General features: G+C 62.8%; 18 protein-coding genes and 1 pseudogene. 7 read left to right on the forward strand and 12 right to left on the reverse strand.

Features of this window, described 5'->3' with window-relative positions; translation table 11 throughout:
- The first annotated feature begins 100 nt into the window (after positions 1-100).
- From HY30_RS02825 to purH, 5 genes are all read left to right on the forward strand, one after another.
- Entirely contained in the window at positions 101-598 is a 498-nt protein-coding gene (locus HY30_RS02825) for an outer membrane lipoprotein (RefSeq protein ID WP_051614698.1), read from the forward strand.
- A gap of 94 nt (positions 599-692) precedes the next feature.
- Positions 693-1,361, forward strand: a complete 669-nt coding sequence (gene rpe / locus HY30_RS02830; RefSeq protein WP_034736596.1) for a ribulose-phosphate 3-epimerase — start codon at positions 693-695, stop codon at positions 1,359-1,361.
- Positions 1,362-1,372: 11 nt separating this feature from the next.
- Positions 1,373-3,103: a heparinase II/III family protein gene (locus tag HY30_RS02835; protein WP_034736598.1), complete on the forward strand. Its 1,731-nt coding sequence runs from the start codon at positions 1,373-1,375 to the stop codon at positions 3,101-3,103.
- Positions 3,100-4,992 carry a polysaccharide biosynthesis protein gene (locus tag HY30_RS02840; protein WP_051614700.1) on the forward strand — a complete coding sequence of 631 codons (1,893 nt, stop codon included), beginning with the start codon at positions 3,100-3,102 and terminating at the stop codon, positions 4,990-4,992. Before HY30_RS02835 ends, HY30_RS02840 begins: the two co-directional genes overlap by 4 nt.
- Before the next feature lie 60 nt (positions 4,993-5,052).
- Positions 5,053-6,657 (forward strand): bifunctional phosphoribosylaminoimidazolecarboxamide formyltransferase/IMP cyclohydrolase, encoded by a 1,605-nt coding sequence (purH, locus tag HY30_RS02845; protein WP_034736600.1) that lies wholly within the window; start codon positions 5,053-5,055, stop codon positions 6,655-6,657.
- 11 nt (positions 6,658-6,668) lie between these two features.
- On the opposite strand, the gene HY30_RS02850 is transcribed toward purH, so the two are convergent.
- From HY30_RS02850 to HY30_RS02905, 11 genes are all read right to left on the reverse strand, one after another.
- Complete coding sequence (locus HY30_RS02850) at positions 6,669-7,673, reverse strand: zinc-dependent alcohol dehydrogenase family protein (RefSeq protein WP_034736602.1); 1,005 nt, start codon at positions 7,671-7,673, stop codon at positions 6,669-6,671.
- 58 nt (positions 7,674-7,731) lie between these two features.
- Positions 7,732-8,226 carry a hypothetical protein gene (locus HY30_RS18990; RefSeq protein ID WP_051614702.1) on the reverse strand — a complete coding sequence of 165 codons (495 nt, stop codon included), beginning with the start codon at positions 8,224-8,226 and terminating at the stop codon, positions 7,732-7,734.
- Positions 8,210-8,863 (reverse strand): DUF5671 domain-containing protein, encoded by a 654-nt coding sequence (locus HY30_RS02860; protein WP_034736604.1) that lies wholly within the window; start codon positions 8,861-8,863, stop codon positions 8,210-8,212. The genes HY30_RS18990 and HY30_RS02860 overlap by 17 nt, the downstream gene beginning before the upstream one ends.
- 63 nt (positions 8,864-8,926) lie before the next feature.
- Positions 8,927-9,889, reverse strand: coding sequence for an alpha/beta fold hydrolase (locus tag HY30_RS02865; protein ID WP_051614704.1), 963 nt, complete (start codon positions 9,887-9,889; stop codon positions 8,927-8,929).
- Positions 9,890-9,957: 68 nt separating this feature from the next.
- Positions 9,958-10,260, reverse strand: coding sequence for an SCP2 sterol-binding domain-containing protein (locus HY30_RS02870; protein WP_034736606.1), 303 nt, complete (start codon positions 10,258-10,260; stop codon positions 9,958-9,960).
- 123 nt (positions 10,261-10,383) lie between these two features.
- Positions 10,384-10,737: a DUF1428 domain-containing protein gene (locus tag HY30_RS02875; RefSeq protein ID WP_034736608.1), complete on the reverse strand. Its 354-nt coding sequence runs from the start codon at positions 10,735-10,737 to the stop codon at positions 10,384-10,386.
- A 14-nt stretch (positions 10,738-10,751) separates the two neighbouring features.
- Positions 10,752-11,210 carry a VOC family protein gene (locus HY30_RS02880; RefSeq protein WP_034736609.1) on the reverse strand — a complete coding sequence of 153 codons (459 nt, stop codon included), beginning with the start codon at positions 11,208-11,210 and terminating at the stop codon, positions 10,752-10,754.
- Positions 11,207-11,869, reverse strand: a complete 663-nt coding sequence (locus tag HY30_RS02885; RefSeq protein ID WP_051614706.1) for a glutathione S-transferase family protein — start codon at positions 11,867-11,869, stop codon at positions 11,207-11,209. Before HY30_RS02885 ends, HY30_RS02880 begins: the two co-directional genes overlap by 4 nt.
- A gap of 21 nt (positions 11,870-11,890) precedes the next feature.
- Complete coding sequence (locus tag HY30_RS20430) at positions 11,891-12,862, reverse strand: SRPBCC domain-containing protein (RefSeq protein ID WP_241765622.1); 972 nt, start codon at positions 12,860-12,862, stop codon at positions 11,891-11,893.
- A gap of 50 nt (positions 12,863-12,912) precedes the next feature.
- Positions 12,913-13,356: an SRPBCC family protein gene (locus HY30_RS02900; RefSeq protein WP_034736611.1), complete on the reverse strand. Its 444-nt coding sequence runs from the start codon at positions 13,354-13,356 to the stop codon at positions 12,913-12,915.
- Positions 13,357-13,360: 4 nt separating this feature from the next.
- Positions 13,361-13,978 carry a TetR/AcrR family transcriptional regulator gene (locus HY30_RS02905; RefSeq protein ID WP_034736613.1) on the reverse strand — a complete coding sequence of 206 codons (618 nt, stop codon included), beginning with the start codon at positions 13,976-13,978 and terminating at the stop codon, positions 13,361-13,363.
- A gap of 139 nt (positions 13,979-14,117) precedes the next feature.
- Here HY30_RS02905 and HY30_RS02910 point away from each other — a divergent pair, with 139 nt between their 5' ends.
- The gene (locus HY30_RS02910) at positions 14,118-15,665 is read left to right on the forward strand and encodes an acyl-CoA carboxylase subunit beta (RefSeq protein ID WP_034736616.1); all 1,548 of its coding nucleotides are present in this window, start codon (positions 14,118-14,120) and stop codon (positions 15,663-15,665) included.
- 154 nt (positions 15,666-15,819) lie between these two features.
- Positions 15,820-16,197, forward strand: coding sequence for a hypothetical protein (locus tag HY30_RS02915; RefSeq protein ID WP_034736618.1), 378 nt, complete (start codon positions 15,820-15,822; stop codon positions 16,195-16,197).
- A 71-nt stretch (positions 16,198-16,268) separates the two neighbouring features.
- Here HY30_RS02915 and HY30_RS20150 read toward each other — a convergent pair.
- Positions 16,269-16,505: pseudogene (locus HY30_RS20150) on the reverse strand (SulP family inorganic anion transporter); the annotation flags it as partial.

The raw sequence follows: 16,505 nt of genomic DNA on the forward strand, positions 1-16,505 counted from the left end.
AATTGCCCTGAATAGTCACAAGATAATCTGTACAGGTTCATCTGCTATTCAGCTGAAATCCCGCAAAGAGACCTCATTACAATGTGCAAGGAGCACTGATATGTTTGCAATTACCTCTTCCCGCGCTGTTCCTGGCAAGGTCATGGCTGGCGCGCTTGCCGCGCTTACGCTTGCTCTTGCGGGCTGCGCAAACAATCCCGGCGTCGGCACGACCAGCACGCAATCGGTTGGCCAGGCCTCGACCGTTTACCAGGGCACCGTTACGTCCGTGCGTTCAGTCACGATCAAGCCGGATCGCTCGCTCATCGGTACTGCCACAGGCGCGGTGCTCGGTGGCCTCGCCGGGTCTGAACTCGGCGGCGGCGACAAGGCCCAGACAGCGGGCGCCATTGGCGGCGCAGTGCTCGGCGGTGTGGCCGGTAACGCAGCCGGCAAGGGCCTCGGCACCAAGCAAGGCTATGCCTACGTTGTTCGCTTCAATAACGGCGAAGTGAAAGAGATCATCCAGGGCGCGGATCTTTACATCGCACCCGGCACGCCGGTCGATATCATTGCCGGCGCTGATGGCTGGAAACTGGTGCCGCGCGGCGGCTACTAGAGATTGTGCCTCTCAGGAGGCAAGTGGTGAAATTTTAACCACCCGGACAGCCGGCTGCCTTGTGCGGCCGGCTGTTCCCTTTTAGGGAGTTAACATGAGTAAGGTTCTGATTTCCCCATCGATTCTCTCGGCTGACTTTGCCTGCTTGGGAGACGAAATTCGCGCCATCGACGCGGCCGGCGCGGACATGATCCATATCGATGTGATGGATGGCCACTTCGTGCCCAACCTCACATTCGGCCCGCCCATCATCGAAATGCTGCGGCCACACACGAAAAAACCGTTCGACGTACACCTGATGATCGCGCCTGTGGATCCATTCATTTCGGCTTTCGCCAAAGCGGGCGCGGACATCCTGACCGTGCATCCGGAAGCGGGACCACATGTCCACCGCACGTTGCAGGCGATTCGGGCTGCCGGAATGCGCCCAGGCGTCGCGCTCAATCCCGGCACGCCAGCATCCATCGTCGAACCGCTGCTCGACAATGTCGACCTGATCCTGGTCATGTCGGTCAATCCGGGCTTTGGCGGCCAGAGCTTCATTGAGAGCCAACTGCGCAAAGTGGAGCAGTTGCGACACATGATCGACCAGACGGGCCGTGATATTGTTCTCGAGATTGATGGCGGCCTGAATCGTGAAACAGCGCCGCGTGCCATCGCGGCAGGCGTCACTGCGATTGTTGCCGGTTCTGCCGTTTTCAAGGGCGGACCTTCAGCCTATGGTGACAATATTCGGGCGCTCAGACCAAGCGTTCATGTATAGTAGGTTACAGGATGGGCCGTGCCTTGGGTGGTGGAGACAGCGAATTCCAGGCCGACCGAACGCGCTCCAGTGCTGATGACGCCGCAATTTGGCGCCGATTCCGGGGGCTGGCGGGCGAAGACGCCCGGATTGGTGCACTGCAACGGCTCAAGCTGTCAGGTCCTGTCCCGAAAGCCTTTGTCCATCACCTGCCAGACCTGATCCCCGCCGATACGTGGCGCGGCGAAGCCCTTATGCGCGATGTATGGCGGATCGGCATGGAGCGGCTGACTCTGGAGCGGGGCCAGCCGCCATGGACCGGACCGCTGCCGTCCCGGCATTTCGCGGACAGGTTGCATCGCTTTGATTGGCTGTCCGACCTTGTTTCACAAGGCGCCGCCGGTCAGGAGCGCGCGGCCGGTTTCGTCGATTCCTGGATCGAATCCTTTGGCACGTTCAATGGGTTTGCCTGGCGGGCAGAGCCGACAGCCAGCCGCCTGTGGAACTGGATGCGCTGTTCGAACGTCCTTTTCGCCGAAGGGTGCCCGCCGGAGCGCATGGAATGCCTGATGCGCCAGTTGCGCTATCTCTCTGAAATCCTGGACCAGACCACAAACCCGCGCACGCGCTGGATGGGGTCATGCCTTATGGTCGCTCGCTCTGTCTGCCTCGATGGCGCCCACCGGCTCGATGAGGCCCTGGCGCGGCTTGACGGTGAGTGCACCGCCCAGATCCTGCCCGACGGCGGACATGTCAGCCGCAGCCCCGCGCGCCTTCTCAACTCGCTGCTGAACCTCTTGGCCCTGCAGGAGGTTCTGCATAAAGCCGGGCACATTGTGCCGGACTATTTCGACAAGTGGATCGCCCGCATGGGCGCCATGCTGGCCTTCTTCCAGACGGAAGACGGCGCCCTCAACCCGTTCAATGACGGCGATGAAGCACGTCCCGAAGTCGTCGCAGCCGCGCTTGACCGTCTCGCCGCGCCGCCGCGCCGCTTCACGTTTGCGCCGAAGTCAGGGTTCCAGAAACTCCAGAAGGGGTCGCTGCGCCTTGTGCTCGATTGCGGCGAGGCCCCGCCCCCGCCCTTTGGCGATTATGCCCATGCTGGCGCGCTCGGCTTTGAACTGTCTGATGGCCCCGCCCGCCTGGTAACCTCCTGCGGCTATAGCGCCGAGGTCAATGTCGATTGGCAGGCCGCCGTGCGCCGCACGGGCGCGCATTCGACGCTTGTGCTGGCCGGACGCGATTCCTCCAATTTCGTGACGAATGAAGAGACGCGGCTCCTGGCGGCCATGGGTCCGGAGGGCATATCGGCCAAGCGCCTCGAGGAGTCCGACGAGATCTGGCTTGACGCCCAGCATGGCGGTTACAAGGCGGCCTGCGGCCTGCTGCACCGGCGGCGCCTGTTCATGTCCGGCGATGGCAGCCGCCTCACGGGAGAAGACTCCCTCGTGCGGCCGATCTCGCAGCCACCGTCCGACGACAACAAGTTCATCAATTTCGAAATCCGCTTTCATCTGCATCCCACCGTGACGGCCATGATGGGCCGCGATGCGATCCGGCTCATCTGCGACAATGGCTCTGTCTGGCGCTTCAAGACGAGCCATGAAGGCACCCGGCTTGAGCGCACGGTCTACCTCGCCCGCGGCAATGTCGAACGGCCCGAGCAGATCGTCATGGCAGGTTATGCCGACCCCAATAGCGATGGCAGCGAACCGCCCAACTGCATCCGCTGGGCATTCCTGAAGGAGAAGGTTGCATGACCCCGCAACGCGCCGCCCGTCGGGCCATGGCCCTGACACTCGGTTTCGACAGCAGCATGGCTGCCGTGTCGATGATTGCGGCCTCTGTCCTCGTCTGGTCGTCCGACGCCGTGGACGGGGCCTATTCCCTGGAATCGGCGATTCTGAGCACGAGCGTCTTCGTATTTGCCATGCTGATCGGCTTCCTGGTGCGCGGGGTTCAGAAACAGGTCTGGCGGCATATGGGCTGGCCCGACGCGGTGATGATGGTCCAGGCGATCGGCCTGTCGACCCTGTTTTACCTGCCGGTGATGCTCGTGTTGAACGGACGGCTCGTTGCGCCCTGGGCAACCTTGCTGGTCGCCACGCTGCTCTGGACCATCCTTCTGTTCGCCGGCCGCATGATCGCCCTGTCGCGTTCCACTCATACACCGCTGCAGATTTTCAGCCCGGTTTCCAAGACCGGCCAGCCCGTCCTGCTCGTCGGGGACGCCGACAGTTGCGTGCCGGTCCTGCGCCGCCTGCAGGGACAAGGGCCGGCGCGAAAGGTCCGCGTCCTCGGCGTTGTCGAGATGAAAGGCGCTGACCCGGGCCGGGCCATTCGGGGTGTACCGATCATGGGATGCCTCGATGATCTCGGCAATGTCATCGACGTTCTGCGCGTGCGGTATGGCCAGACACCCTGGCTCGCTGTGACGGGAGTGGCCCGTGAGCGCAAGGGCATGCTCAAAGTGCTCGAGATCGCCTCCAGCCACGGCGCAGAAGTGATGGCCTTCAGCGGCGATGAAGCCGCCCAAATCCTTGAGCCGGTGCACCCGGCCGATCTGCTGGCGCGTGCGGAACGCCGGCTCGATATCGAGCCCGTCCGCAATATCATCACGGGCGCCAGCGTGCTGGTCACGGGCGGAGGCGGCACGATCGGGTCCGAACTGACCCGCCAGGTCGCGGCGCTCAAGCCCGCCACCTTGACTATTATCGATGCCTCGGAATTCAATCTCTACAGCATCGACATGGCGCTTCGCACCCATGCCCCAAACGTCCCGGCCATGTCGCGCCTCGGCGATGTGCGGGACATCAGCCGCCTGACGGATGTCTTCCAGCGGGCGCAGCCTGACCTCGTGATCCATGCCGCCGCGCTGAAACACGTGCCACTCATGGAGCACAATCTCTGCGAAGCGATCCTGACAAATGTCGGGGGCGCCGTGAACGCCGCCCGCGCGGCCGTTGCCGTTGGCGCCCGCCGGTTCGTCTTCATCTCGACCGACAAGGCCGTAGACCCGGATAATGTCATGGGCGCCACCAAACGCCTTGCCGAGATTGCCGTCAGCCGGATTGCCGCCGCTTCCAGTATGACTGCGTCCATGGTCCGCTTCGGCAACGTGCTTGGCTCGTCCGGCTCGGTTGTGCCCCTGTTCGAGCGACAGATCGCCGCTGGCGGCCCCGTCACGCTGACCGATCCGGGCGTTACACGTTATTTCATGACCGTCGAGGAGGCCTCCTCGCTCGTTCTGCAGGCGGCCGCCCTGCAGGCCCATGAAGGCGACGCCGACCTCTTTGTGCTCGACATGGGCGAGCCGATTGCAATCCTGCAACTGGCCGAAACCATGATCCGCCTCAAGGGCCTGGTGCCGGGCGTCGATATCGAGATCGTCACGACAGGCCTGCGCGACGGTGAGAAAATGCACGAAGCGCTGACCTACTCCCACGAGGAAATCAGCCCGACCGCAGTCGATGGCGTCAATCGCGTCGCCTCGCCGAATGGTCATGGCGAACTGTTCGATAAGCAGCTCGCCGCACTGCTGGAGGCAGCCGCCCGGCGCGAACGCTCGGAAGCGCTTCGCCTGCTGGGTGTGCTGGTGCCGGAATACGGCGCCAACCGGGCTGAACGGAACCGGCGCCAGAGCGCTTGACGCCCCGGCCCTTCGTGCTACCCCGCGCGGTAATTCAGCCAGCCGCCAGAGGATGACCCCATGACCGACGCCGCCCACAGCGGATCTCCCGTGCGTATTCGCCGTGCCCTGCTCTCCGTCTCCGACAAGACAGGCCTTGTGGATCAGGCGCGCAAGCTGGTCGCAATGGGTGTTGAACTGGTCTCCACCGGCGGCACATCGAAACTGCTCAAGGAGGCTGGCCTTCCGGTCAAAGACGTCGCGGATCTGACTGGTTTCCCTGAAATGATGGATGGCCGCGTCAAGACGCTCCACCCGGCCGTCCATGGCGGCCTCCTCTACCTGCGCGACAACCCTTCTCATGTGAAGGATGCCGAAACCCACGGCATCGGCGCGATCGACCTGATCTATGTCAATCTCTACCCCTTCGAGGCGACCGTCGCCTCCGGCGCAGACTTCGAAACCTGTATCGAGAATATCGACATTGGCGGCCCGGCCATGCTGCGCGCGGCGGCCAAGAACGGCGCCTTCGTGGCCGTCTGCACCGATGGCGGCGACGTGGATGCCGTGATCGCCGACATGGAAGCCAATGACGGCAATGTGCCCGTTGCGCTCTGCCGCAAACTCGCTGCGAAAACCTATGCCCGCACCGCCGCCTATGACGCCGCCATCTCCGGCTGGTATGCCCGCCAGCTGGGCGACACGGCACCTGACTGGGCCGCGATTGGCGGCAAGCTGCAGCAATCCCTGCGCTACGGTGAAAACCCGCACCAAAAGGCCGCCTTCTATGTGAGCGGAGAAGCCCGCCCCGGCGTCGCCACCGCGAAACAGCTGCAGGGCAAGGAACTCTCCTACAACAATATCAACGACACGGACGCCGCCTACGAACTCGTTGGTGAACTCGGCGCCGAGACACCCGCGGTCGCCATCATCAAGCACGCCAATCCGTGCGGCGTTGCACAGGCTGGCTCGATCATCGAAGCTTACCGCGCCGCCCTCGCCTGCGATTCCACATCGGCCTTCGGTGGCATCGTCGCGCTGAACCGCCCGCTTGATGGACCGACCGCTGAGGAAATTTCGCAAGTCTTTACCGAAGTGGTCATCGCGCCCGGCGCGGACGCCGACGCCGAGGCAATTTTCGCCAAGAAGAAAAACCTCCGCCTCCTGATCACAGAAGGCCTGCCCGATCCGGCCTCGCCCGGCCATTTCGTCAAGACTGTCGCCGGCGGCTTCCTGATGCAGGACCGCGACTTTGGCCGCATCACGCGCGCTGACCTGAAGGTCGTCACCAAGATTGCCCCGACAGAGCAACAGCTCGACGACCTCCTCTTCGCTTGGCGCGTCGCCAAGCATGTGAAGTCAAACACGATTGTCTATGCCAAGGATGGCGCAACTGTCGGTATCGGCGCCGGCCAGATGAGCCGGATCGATTCAGCCCGCATTGCTACGCGCAAGGCTGAAGATGCCGCCGAAGTCGCTGGCTGGTCCGAGCCGAAGACGAAGGGCTGCGTCGCCGCATCCGACGCCTTCTTCCCGTTCCCGGATGGCCTCCTGCAGGCTGCGTCAGCCGGCGCACTCGCCGTGATCCAGCCCGGCGGTTCGATCCGCGACGACGAGGTTATCGCCGCCGCGGATGAAGCCGGTCTCGCCATGGTCTTTACGGGCATGCGCCATTTCCGGCACTAGGCCCGGACAGATCAGATCGAGACGATGATCTTGCCGAAATGCTTCTGCGACGCCTGATGGCCGAACGCATCGGCAATCTTGTCGAGCGGGAAGGTCTGGTCGAGCACGGGCTTGATGCCATTGGCTTCAATGGCCGCGATCATGTCTTCCTGCATGCTGGCCGAGCCGACCGTGATGCCTGACAGGGTGATGTTCATCGAGAACAGTGCCGCCGTCGGCACTTCGCCCGACACACCCGTCAGGACACCGATCAGCGAGATATGCCCGCCCATCTTGCTCGCGGCGATCGACTGCGCGAGCGTGCCCGGTCCGCCAATCTCGACCACTTCGTCAACACCGCGACCGCCTGTCAGCGCCTTGGCTTTCTTGCCCCAGTCCGGCGTGTCCTTGTAATTGATGAGGTGATCGGCGCCGAGTTCCTTCAGGCGCTTCAGCTTCTCGTCGGACGATGACGTCGCAATCACGCGCGCGCCGGCTGCCTTGGCAAATTGCAGCGCAAAGATCGAGACGCCGCCCGTGCCCTGCGTCAGCACCCAGTCGCCCGGCTTGATCTTGGCTTCCACCATCAGCGCGCGCCAGGCTGTCAGGGCGGCGCAAGGCAGCGTTGCGGCCTCTTCGAAGGAATAGCCTTCAGGCATGCGCGTGAACGCCGTTTCCGGCGCAGCGACCAGTTCGGCGCCAAATCCGTCTGCGCCATCGCCCGGCACGCTGGCAAAACCTGCCATTTCCGGCTGCCCGGAATACCAGTTCGGGAAGAACAGGCTCAGCACCTTGTCGCCCACTTTGAATTTCTTGGTGCCCTCGCCAACGGCGACGACTTCGCATGCACCATCCGACATGGGGATGCGCCCGTCCGGTGTCGGTATGCCGCCCATCACAACGACAAAGTCGTGATAGTTGAGGCTGCTTGCCTTCACCCGGACAAGGATTTCGCCCCGGCCCGAAGTGGGATCGGCGCGTTCCTCGATGACAAGATTTCCGGGACCACCGGGCTTTTTGACGGCTGCAACTTTCATTGTGTTTCCTCCTGTTGGCTCCAGAAGTCGGGTGCCTACGTAAGGGAAGTCAAGCAGATCAGCCGGGTTCCGCAGTGAGATTGACCGTATAGCAAAACTGGCCCGCCTCAGGGCGCGGCGTCTCCGCGTTGATATAGGTCCCGGCGGTTCCGTAATAATAGCCTTGAGGTGCGCCATCTCCGCCCCGCGCGAACACGGCGCAGATCTCGGCGCGCTGATCGTCCACGGGATGGATTTCAAATGGCTCACCCGTGATCGGGTCATCCTTCCAGTCCACATTGCTGCAGCCATCGGCCAGCCGCGCCGGCGAGGCGGGGTCGGCGATCGCTTCACGCGCGGCCTGCAGGTCCTCCGGCAGTGGCCCAACACCCCGGCTGTAGCAGTTCAGCGCTTCAGCAGTCGAAACGACTGCCTGCAGCCGCACATCATCCTGCTGTATGTCGCGCGCCTTGCCCGGCCCGCCAGTGATGACCAGGCCTGCGACGACACTTGCCGACGCCACACCCGCCAGCGCCACGGCCAGCCAGTCGCCTGCGCTACTTGGCGTCCACATCGCCCTGGTCCCCCTTTTCCGCATCGCTGATGAAATAGGTGAAGATCGCCCCGGCAATCACGGCCACGACGAGCGACTTGAGGATGAAACGGGTCGTCAGGTCGCCGCCGAGGAAATTATAGACAAGGGATGTCGCGTCCCCGAGCAGTGTACAGCCTGCGATTACGAGACTGAGATAGGTCAGCCATTTGCGTATTCGGGAGCGTTGCAGTTCAGGGCTGCGTTCCCGCGCCCCGCGCAGGATATAGCCGAGCCAGAGAAAGATAGGCGTTGCCACCAGCACACCGGAGATGCCGCTGCGCACCTGCGCGTCCCGATATCGATAAATATACCCGCCAGCTTCCGCCTTGTCGGGAAAGGCATAATCGACCAGCGCGAACAACAGCGAGCCAAGACTAAACGAGACGATGCCGAGCAGGATGAAGAAAAGCAGATAGAGAAAAGCCTGCCGCGCCGAAAGATAGGGCTGCGGCCGGGGCACGGCGACCGGGAAGCCGATATCGGTATAGACCGCCAGCGCGGCATCCACCTCGCCCTTGCGCCAGCCGGCCTGGGTCAGCGCACCATGAATGGCCTCACGTGATTGTCCCTGCTGCAGGCTCTCCTTGACGAATTCCACGAGCGTCTTGTCGGCCATAGCGTCCCCCTCCCTGAGAGGAATGACAGCCTAGCCGGTCTGCGCGGCTCCCGCCAGCATAACTCAGATACCGGCCCGCTGGAGCAGGCGCTGGAACCCTTCCCAGAACTCCGCCCGGCGCTCATCCGTTTCCATCAGGATTTCATGCAGCGCGCCGTCGATTGTCACATGCTCGCAATCGGGCAGGCGCGCGCACACCGCCGTATGGGAGGCATTGTCGACAAGCTTTTCCTCCGCAGCAGACGCCACGAAGACCGGGATCGTCACCGCGTTCAGCGCTTTCGCCTTGCCGAACGTGGAGAGGATGTTCAGCGAGGCATCCAGCCAGCCCCAGGTCACCGGGCCAAGTTCCAGCTCCGGTGCAGCATCACACAGGTCGCGCTGCATCTGCCAGCGGCGCTTGTCGTGCGTCACGATATTCGTCTCGAATGTCTCGGCAGGCCCTGGTTGCTGAGCATAATTCCCTGACCGGCCCGTCGCCCGCATGGCCCAGACGAGATAGCTCATGCCGAAGAACTTGGATTTCAGGCCCCACATCGGCGCGCAGAAGGCGGCCGCATCCACCTTGACCAGTCCCTGCGCAATCGCCGCCAGTGCGATCGCCCCGCCCATGGAATGGGCCAGCGACACATACGGGCGCGGCAGCCGGTCGTCGAGCTTTTCAAGCCCCTTGGCGAGGGCGCCCATGAAGGTCTCGAACCGGTCGATATGGCCCTTCTTCGTGTCGTCCAGCAGGCGTTCCGACAGGCCCTGTCCCGGCCAGTCAATGATCAGCACGGCAAAGCCCATGGCTTGCAGCTCGCGCCCCACTTCGAAATATTTCTCGATGAATTCGGTCCGGCCCGGGCACACGATCACGGTGCCGCGCGGGTTCTGATAGGTCAGCGCCGGCGCGATGCAGGCGCGCAGCGAGCGGCCCGCACTGCCCTTGAACCAGATGATCTCTGCACCATCCGGCGCGGGATTATCCGGAATGGTCACGAAGTCATTGCGCTGGGCGGCGTCAGGAGGAGGCGTATCTGTCATGGCATCAAAAAAGCCGCCCGCAGGTTTCCCCGGGGCGGCTCCTTTTGTCTGGAAAGCCGTCGCGGATTCTACGAGAACTTCTTCATCAGGCTCTGCAGCTGCATGGCAACGGACATGTCGCCTTCAACTTTCAGTTTGCCCTGCATGAAGGCCATTGTCGGGTCCATCTGGCCGCCGGAGATTTTCTGGAAGTCGTTCCAGTCAACCTTGATCGTGGCATCGGCCGGGCTGTCGGAATTGTCGACCTTGCCAGCAGCGCCATCGATGAACAGTTTGCCTGCATCGCCGAAGTCGAACTTCACCTTTTTGGTGAAATCGCCGCCCGGCTGGACAGCGGACGAAGCTTTGGATGTGAGTTCTGCGAGATCCATAACGGGTCCTCCTTGAAATGGGTCTTGAAAGGGATAAAGCAGACGGACACGGGGGAAAGCAAGGAAAGATTGAAGCAGAGCGCAATTGTTCAGCCCTGCTGCAATCCCGTTTCCAGTGCCTTTTCAGGCTTCAACAATCGTCTCGAAGCCGCCGAAGATCATGCGTTTGCCGTCGAAAAGGTGAGCTGCCATGACGCCGGTGTCCTCCAATTCATTCATGGCGGCCATGTTGCCGGTCTCAAGGACCTCTTTGGAGGGCCACACGATCCAGGAAAAAACCACTGTTTCGCCCGGCTCCAGCTTCACTGCCATTGGAAAGCTCGTCAACTTGCCTTCAGGCACATTATCGCCCCAGGCTTCGACGACGCTAAGCGCGCCATGCTTCTTGAACACCCCCGCTGCCGTGTCTGCCATCTCGCGATAGGCTTCCTTGTTCTCTGTCGGCACAGCAATCACGAATCCCATGATATAAGTCACTTCAGTCTTCCTTTTCAGCCATCAAAGGCGGCCTGCAGTCCGGCCACATCGAATTTCACCATGTCCATCATGGCCTGCATTACGCGCTGCGACTGCTCAGGCGTGCCCGCGCTCATCAGCGCGTAGAACTGCTTCGGGACGACCTGCCAGCTGACGCCATAGCGGTCCTTCAACCACCCGCAGGCGACTTCGCTGCCGCCATCCGTCAGCGCCGCCCATACCCGGTCGACATCCGCCTGGTCCTCGCAGGTCACGGAAATCGAGAAGGCATCGGTATGCGGATGCCCGGGCCCGCCATTCATGGCCGTAAAGATGACGCCCCCGATTTGAAACGTGACGAGCAGCGCGGCTTCGCCCTGCCGCATCACATCGACGATCCGGGAATCCGGTATCACCGAGACATAGTATTCCGCGGCCTCTTCCGCGTCGCTGTCATACCATAGAAAAGGGGTGACTTTGGGGGGCCGGGTCATGCGGTGACTCCTTCAAGGGGCTTGATCTGGTCCGGATGCTCGGCAAGGCCGAGGAAGGGGTCGCGCCACGCTTCAATCTGCATCAGCTGGTCATGCCAGCGGCAAATTTCCCTGTACTCCGCCAGCGGCAGGCCCGCATCCTTCGCAAAGGGGAAGACGGTCGCCACGCGAAAATCCGCATAGGTCGGCCCCTTGCCCACCAACCAGTCGCGGCCCGTCAGAAAGTTGTTGAGCGTACTCGCGTGCTCGCGGAACTGGCGCATTTCGCCTTCCATGAATTCCGCAGAAGGCTCTTCATCGGAAAATTGCGGGCGCACGAGGCGGTGGAAATAGAACGCCCCGCCGGGCGGTGTGAGGTGTGCCGCGCTCCAGCTGACCCACATTGTGATATGCGCCGCATCCGGATGACCCGGCCAGAAATCCGGCTGGCAAAGCTGGGCCAGCCGAAAGGCGATCGCATCAGCCTCCCAGAGGGATACGCCATCTTCCACCAGCACCGGCACCAGGGCGTTCGGATTAAGTGAACGGAACGCCGCCGTATGGTCCGGATGCCGCGGGCTTGCCGGAATGTACTCCACCGGCGCGTCCATGTATTTCGCTGCGGCCACCGCGACACGCGGGTTCAGGTTGCGCGAGAAATAAAGTTTCAGGTCTGGCATGATGATGTCCTCTCCCCTCCCTCATCTGCCCGGCGCGGCCGCCATCATGGCGTCCTGCAGGGCCTCGCTGGTGCGCGGCGCATTCTCACCCGGTATCGCGATCGACCATTTGTGCCCGAACGGATCTTCAACCATGCCGTAGAGATCACCCCAGAACTGGCGCGCGACCGGCATCAGGGGCTTGGCGCCGGCAGCCACCGCCTTGTCGAACACGCCCTGCGCATCCGTCACGGCGAGATGCAGCGTCACCGCAGTGCCGCCCAGCGTCTCGGGGCTCTTCACCTCCATGTCGGGGAACTCGTCGACCAGCATCACCATGCCCGTATTGATCTTCACGGAGGCATGGGCAAGACGGCCATCCGGCCCCGGAAGACGGATCATCTCCTCGGCATCGAAGGCCTGCTTGTAGAAGGCGATGGCCTCAGCTGCGCCCTTGCAGACAAGGTGCGGCACGACTTCGTGCGCATCCCCCGGATTAGCGGGGCGGACGCGGACAGGCTCGGGCGGAAGGCTCTTGGCCAGTTCTTCCAACTGGTCAGCCGCCTTGCCCCAGCCTTCGTGGAAGCCCATCGCCTCATGCCCCTTCATCGCCTCTTCCGACCAGTGCCGGGCGACCGCGCGATAGAGCGTGGTGCCGTTACCCAAATCCCTGAAGGTGATGATACTGGTCATGAACGGGGGATTTCCGGAGGGCACCCAGTCGCCCACATAAGCATCCGTGCCAACGATCCGCCGGCCGGGCGCGACGTCGAGATATTGTCCGTGGATGTGGTTCACTTCGCCATCCGGCCCTTCCATGCGGTGATAGCTCGCGCCGCCGGGGCGCACGTCCAGCTTCGCTTCCGTCACCTTCCAGGGCTTCGGGCAGAACCACTGGCAGACCAGCACTGGCTCGGTATAGCAGCGATAAAGCGTCTCGGCCGGGGCGGAGATGGTCCGCTCAAGGACAAGGTCGAACGGGTGTGGGGTTTCAGGAGCAGTCGGGTCAGCCATGATTTCCTCCCTGGCCAATATGTACGTGCGGATATGTCGGGCGCGCCGGATCAATCCGGAATTTCGGGTTCAACGAGGCGGGCAAGGTTCAGCAGCGATTCCTGCCAGCCGAGATAGCAGCCGGATTCCGGGATCACATCCGGAATTCCTTCCTGCACGATACTGATTTCCGTGCCGACCGGAACGGCCTTGATATCGATCGTCGTCACCATGTCGCCCGCGAGCGCCGGATCGTCAAAGATGGATTTGTACTGCACGCGCTGACCGGGCTGCAGGTCTGTATATTCGCCGCCAAAGCTCTGACCGTTGCCAGTGGTGAAATTGGTGAAGGACATGCGGTATTTTCCGCCAACCTTCGGATCCATCTCGTGCACTTTTCCGGTGAAGCCATTCGGTGGAATCCAGCGCGCGTAAGCATCCGGCTCGATGAAGGCGCGGTAGACCTTGTCGGGGGTCGTCACCAGGACGCGGTGAAGGCGGACAGTGCCGGGCATGGGTCTATTCCTTTGTCTCGGGTGCCAGGTTGAACAGCATCCGCACATAGCGGATCAGATGGTCGGCCGTGTCGCGGGCGGCCCGCGGATCATCGGCCGCCTTTGCCAGGATGAAGGCGCCCTGCAGCACACCCTGCGTGTGCAGCGCGAGGCTCTCTGCCGTCCAGTCGCCCGTCACGCCATGGCGCACCCGTGCCGCCTCGATGTCATCCACCAGCGTCAGCGCATGACCCCAGATCGAATCCTGGCAAGCCTCGCGCAAGGCCGGCAACGTGTCATAGGATTCCTGCACCATCGTACCGACAAGGCAGGTGAACTCGCCAATCGGCCCGTCCAGCATGTCGCGCCGGAATTCCAGATAACCGAGAATCCTGTCCAGCGGATCTTCCGCCGCCATGAAAGGCGCGCCCCCGAACAGTTCATTCGCATGCAGCTTCCACGCTTCAGCGGCCGCAATGCCAAGATCCACCTTGGTCGGGAAATGATGGAAGAACGCGCCCTTGGTCACGCCGGCCTCGCGGCAGAGGTCGTCCACGGACGTCGCATTGAATCCCTTCTCGCGCACCACTTTCACGGCGGCGCCGATCAGCTTTTCTTTCGCGGGGGCTTGCCTTGTGGCCATGAATTTCTGTCTCCTTGCCTGAAACATACCAACTGGTCGGTTTCGGAGTCAATCCGGAATCTTCCTGCCCCTGCGGCAATCGATCCGCGACTCCGGAATGTCTTGACCAATCCCCCTCTCAGCGCCGATTGATGAAGGCATGAGTTGGGAAAAATCGATCGAGGAACTCCGCCGGCGCGAGCGCCTGTCGGAAAAGATGGGCGGCGAAGAGCCGGTCGAACGCCAGCGCGGGCGCGGCAAGCTGACAGTGCGCGAGCGCGTCGCTTTCCTGGTTGATCCCGGCAGCTTCCATGAAGTGGGCAAGATCGCCGGCAAGGCCACCTATGGCCCGGACGACGAGCTGGAGGCTTTCACGCCCTCCACCTCCGTCACCGGCCGCGCCACGCTCAATGGCGATCCCGCTGTCATCCTCGCCGATGATTTCACCGTGCGCGGTGGCGCGTCGGACGCAGCGATCTGGCAGAAAATGGTCCAGTCCATCAGGATGGCCACCGAATACCGGATGCCCCTCGTCCAGATGATTGACGGCACGGGTGGCGGCGGCTCGGTCAAAAGCCTCGAAAAAGATCCGCGCACCTATATCCCCGAAACGCCCGGCTGGAACGAGATCGTCCATGGCATGACGCAGGTGCCTTTCGTCTCGCTCGCCCTCGGCCCCTGCGCAGGCATGGGCGCGGGCCGTGTCGCTGCCAGCCATTTCTCGGTCATGGTCAAGGAACTCTCCCAGGTCTTCGTCGCCGGTCCGCCCGTCGCCATCGCGCTTGGCGAGAATGTCACCAAGGAAGAACTTGGCGGCTGGAAGATCCAGGGCCAGAACGGCACGGTCGACAATGTGGTCGATACGGAAGCCGACGCTTTCGAGGCCGCCCGGCGTTTCCTCTCCTACCTGCCGCCTTCCGTCCACGACCTGCCCGAGCGCACACCTCCGCGTGACGATCCGAAGCGCAAGGAGGACTTCCTCCTCTCCATCGTGCCCACCGATGGCAAGACGCCCTACAAGCCGCGCAAGATCATCGAAGCCACCGTGGACCGGCACAGCTTCTTCGAGATCGGCCATGACTGGGGTCGTGGCATGGTCTGCGGCCTTGCCCGCATCGATGGCCACGCCGTCGGCATTCTCGCCGGCGATCCCTTCTTCCTCGATGGAGCATGGACAGCCGATGTCTGCGACAAGGTCACCCGCCACATGGACCTCTGCTCCATGTTCCACCTGCCGGTCATCCACTTCGTCGACTGCCCCGGCTTTGCTGTCGGCGTGAAGGCGGAGACGGCCGGCGTCACCCGCGCCGGTGTGCGCGCGATGACCGCCATCTATCAGGCCAGCGTCCCGGTCTGTTCCGTCGTCATCCGCAAGGCCTATGGCCTCGCCGGGTCGGCCATGATGAACCAGTCAAAAACCAAGTGGCGCTATTGCTGGCCAAGCGGCGACTGGGGCAGCCTGCCCATGGCGGGCGGCATTGAGGCCGCCTTCCGCAAGGAACTCGCCGAAGCCGAAAATCCCGAAGAACTCAAGGCCGCGCTCTACAGGAAGTTCGAAGCCATCCGCTCGCCCTTCCGCACCGCCGAAAGCTTCCTCGCCGAGGAAATCATCGACCCGCGCGACACCCGCCCGCTCCTTGTCGACTTCATCCACCACGCCGCCCGCATCATGGAACCCGGCGAATACAGGCACGGCTACCGGCCCTAGCCTCTTCAGGCGCCTCACCTCCCAAAGGGAGAGGGATTTACAGCTCTGCACCCCTTAACCCCTCTCCCTTTGGGAGAGGAGGGACCCACGCCCGCAGGGCGTGGGAGGTGAGGGACTTATCCAACCCCAGTCGACCCCGGCGTATAATGCGCCGATGCCGGATTTCAGCCTCTTCCGCCCCATGCAGGGCCTGCCATGGTACCTCGTGCCCATCTGGCCGCTGATCTTCCTGCGCATCCAGCGCCTGCGGGCTTGGTTCAAGGCCAATGGCGGCCCCGGCTCGCAAATGCTCTGGGCCGTCACAAGCCATGGCCGCGTCGACGTGGTCTTCCTGTCTGACGACCTATCCGTGCAGCCTTCATGCATTTTCCGTGCACCGGTCTCGGATCGGCTCGCCCAAGCGCTCGCAGGTGAAACCATCAGCCGGTGTCCCCTGCGCAGGCAGGGGCGGCGACTCCCGGCCCGTCACACGCCTGCGCACAAGTTTTCGCTGGGCATACAGGGCTACTTGCTGCCGTTGCCGGACACCTGACCCGAAATCCCTCCTCAGAAAACTCAAAACACACCCCAAGCGCCCTCACAGGCGTCGCACGTGTATCCGCCCTAACGCTCCGGCGTCTCCCAGTCCGCAGGCGGCACATTCCGGCGCCTGAGCCGCAGTGCCAGTCCCACCGAAACGCCAACACCAATCGCAATCGTCAGGTCCGTCACCACGGTCAGCACCAGCGTCAGCAACAATAGCAACCGGTCCGCCGTCGGCGCGCTGAGATAAGACTTCCACTTGTGCGGCTCGCTCATGTTCCAGGCCGTCAGGATCAACAGCCCCGCCAGGGCCGGCAT

Origin of the sequence: Hyphomonas chukchiensis (assembly GCF_000682695.1) — a bacterium.
GTDB classification, from domain to species: Bacteria; Pseudomonadota; Alphaproteobacteria; order Caulobacterales; family Hyphomonadaceae; genus Hyphomonas; species Hyphomonas chukchiensis.

Bases quoted from the DNA above. Each gene is read 5' to 3' on its own strand.
- HY30_RS02840 (WP_051614700.1), top strand. From the start codon at position 3,100: ATGACCCCGCAACGCGCCGCCCGTCGGGCCATGGCCCTGACACTCGGT.
- rpe (WP_034736596.1), top strand. From the start codon at position 693: ATGAGTAAGGTTCTGATTTCCCCATCGATTCTCTCGGCTGACTTTGCC.
- HY30_RS02900 (WP_034736611.1), bottom strand. From the start codon at position 13,356: ATGCCCGGCACTGTCCGCCTTCACCGCGTCCTGGTGACGACCCCCGAC.
- HY30_RS02835 (WP_034736598.1), top strand. From the start codon at position 1,373: ATGGGCCGTGCCTTGGGTGGTGGAGACAGCGAATTCCAGGCCGACCGA.
- HY30_RS02880 (WP_034736609.1), bottom strand. From the start codon at position 11,210: ATGACCCGGCCCCCCAAAGTCACCCCTTTTCTATGGTATGACAGCGAC.
- HY30_RS02825 (WP_051614698.1), top strand. From the start codon at position 101: ATGTTTGCAATTACCTCTTCCCGCGCTGTTCCTGGCAAGGTCATGGCT.
- HY30_RS18990 (WP_051614702.1), bottom strand. From the start codon at position 8,226: ATGTGGACGCCAAGTAGCGCAGGCGACTGGCTGGCCGTGGCGCTGGCG.
- HY30_RS02915 (WP_034736618.1), top strand. From the start codon at position 15,820: ATGCCGGATTTCAGCCTCTTCCGCCCCATGCAGGGCCTGCCATGGTAC.
- HY30_RS02860 (WP_034736604.1), bottom strand. From the start codon at position 8,863: ATGGCCGACAAGACGCTCGTGGAATTCGTCAAGGAGAGCCTGCAGCAG.
- HY30_RS02910 (WP_034736616.1), top strand. From the start codon at position 14,118: ATGAGTTGGGAAAAATCGATCGAGGAACTCCGCCGGCGCGAGCGCCTG.
- HY30_RS02905 (WP_034736613.1), bottom strand. From the start codon at position 13,978: ATGGCCACAAGGCAAGCCCCCGCGAAAGAAAAGCTGATCGGCGCCGCC.
- HY30_RS02870 (WP_034736606.1), bottom strand. From the start codon at position 10,260: ATGGATCTCGCAGAACTCACATCCAAAGCTTCGTCCGCTGTCCAGCCG.
- HY30_RS02885 (WP_051614706.1), bottom strand. From the start codon at position 11,869: ATGCCAGACCTGAAACTTTATTTCTCGCGCAACCTGAACCCGCGTGTC.
- HY30_RS20430 (WP_241765622.1), bottom strand. From the start codon at position 12,862: ATGGCTGACCCGACTGCTCCTGAAACCCCACACCCGTTCGACCTTGTC.
- HY30_RS02865 (WP_051614704.1), bottom strand. From the start codon at position 9,889: ATGACAGATACGCCTCCTCCTGACGCCGCCCAGCGCAATGACTTCGTG.
- HY30_RS02850 (WP_034736602.1), bottom strand. From the start codon at position 7,673: ATGAAAGTTGCAGCCGTCAAAAAGCCCGGTGGTCCCGGAAATCTTGTC.
- purH (WP_034736600.1), top strand. From the start codon at position 5,053: ATGACCGACGCCGCCCACAGCGGATCTCCCGTGCGTATTCGCCGTGCC.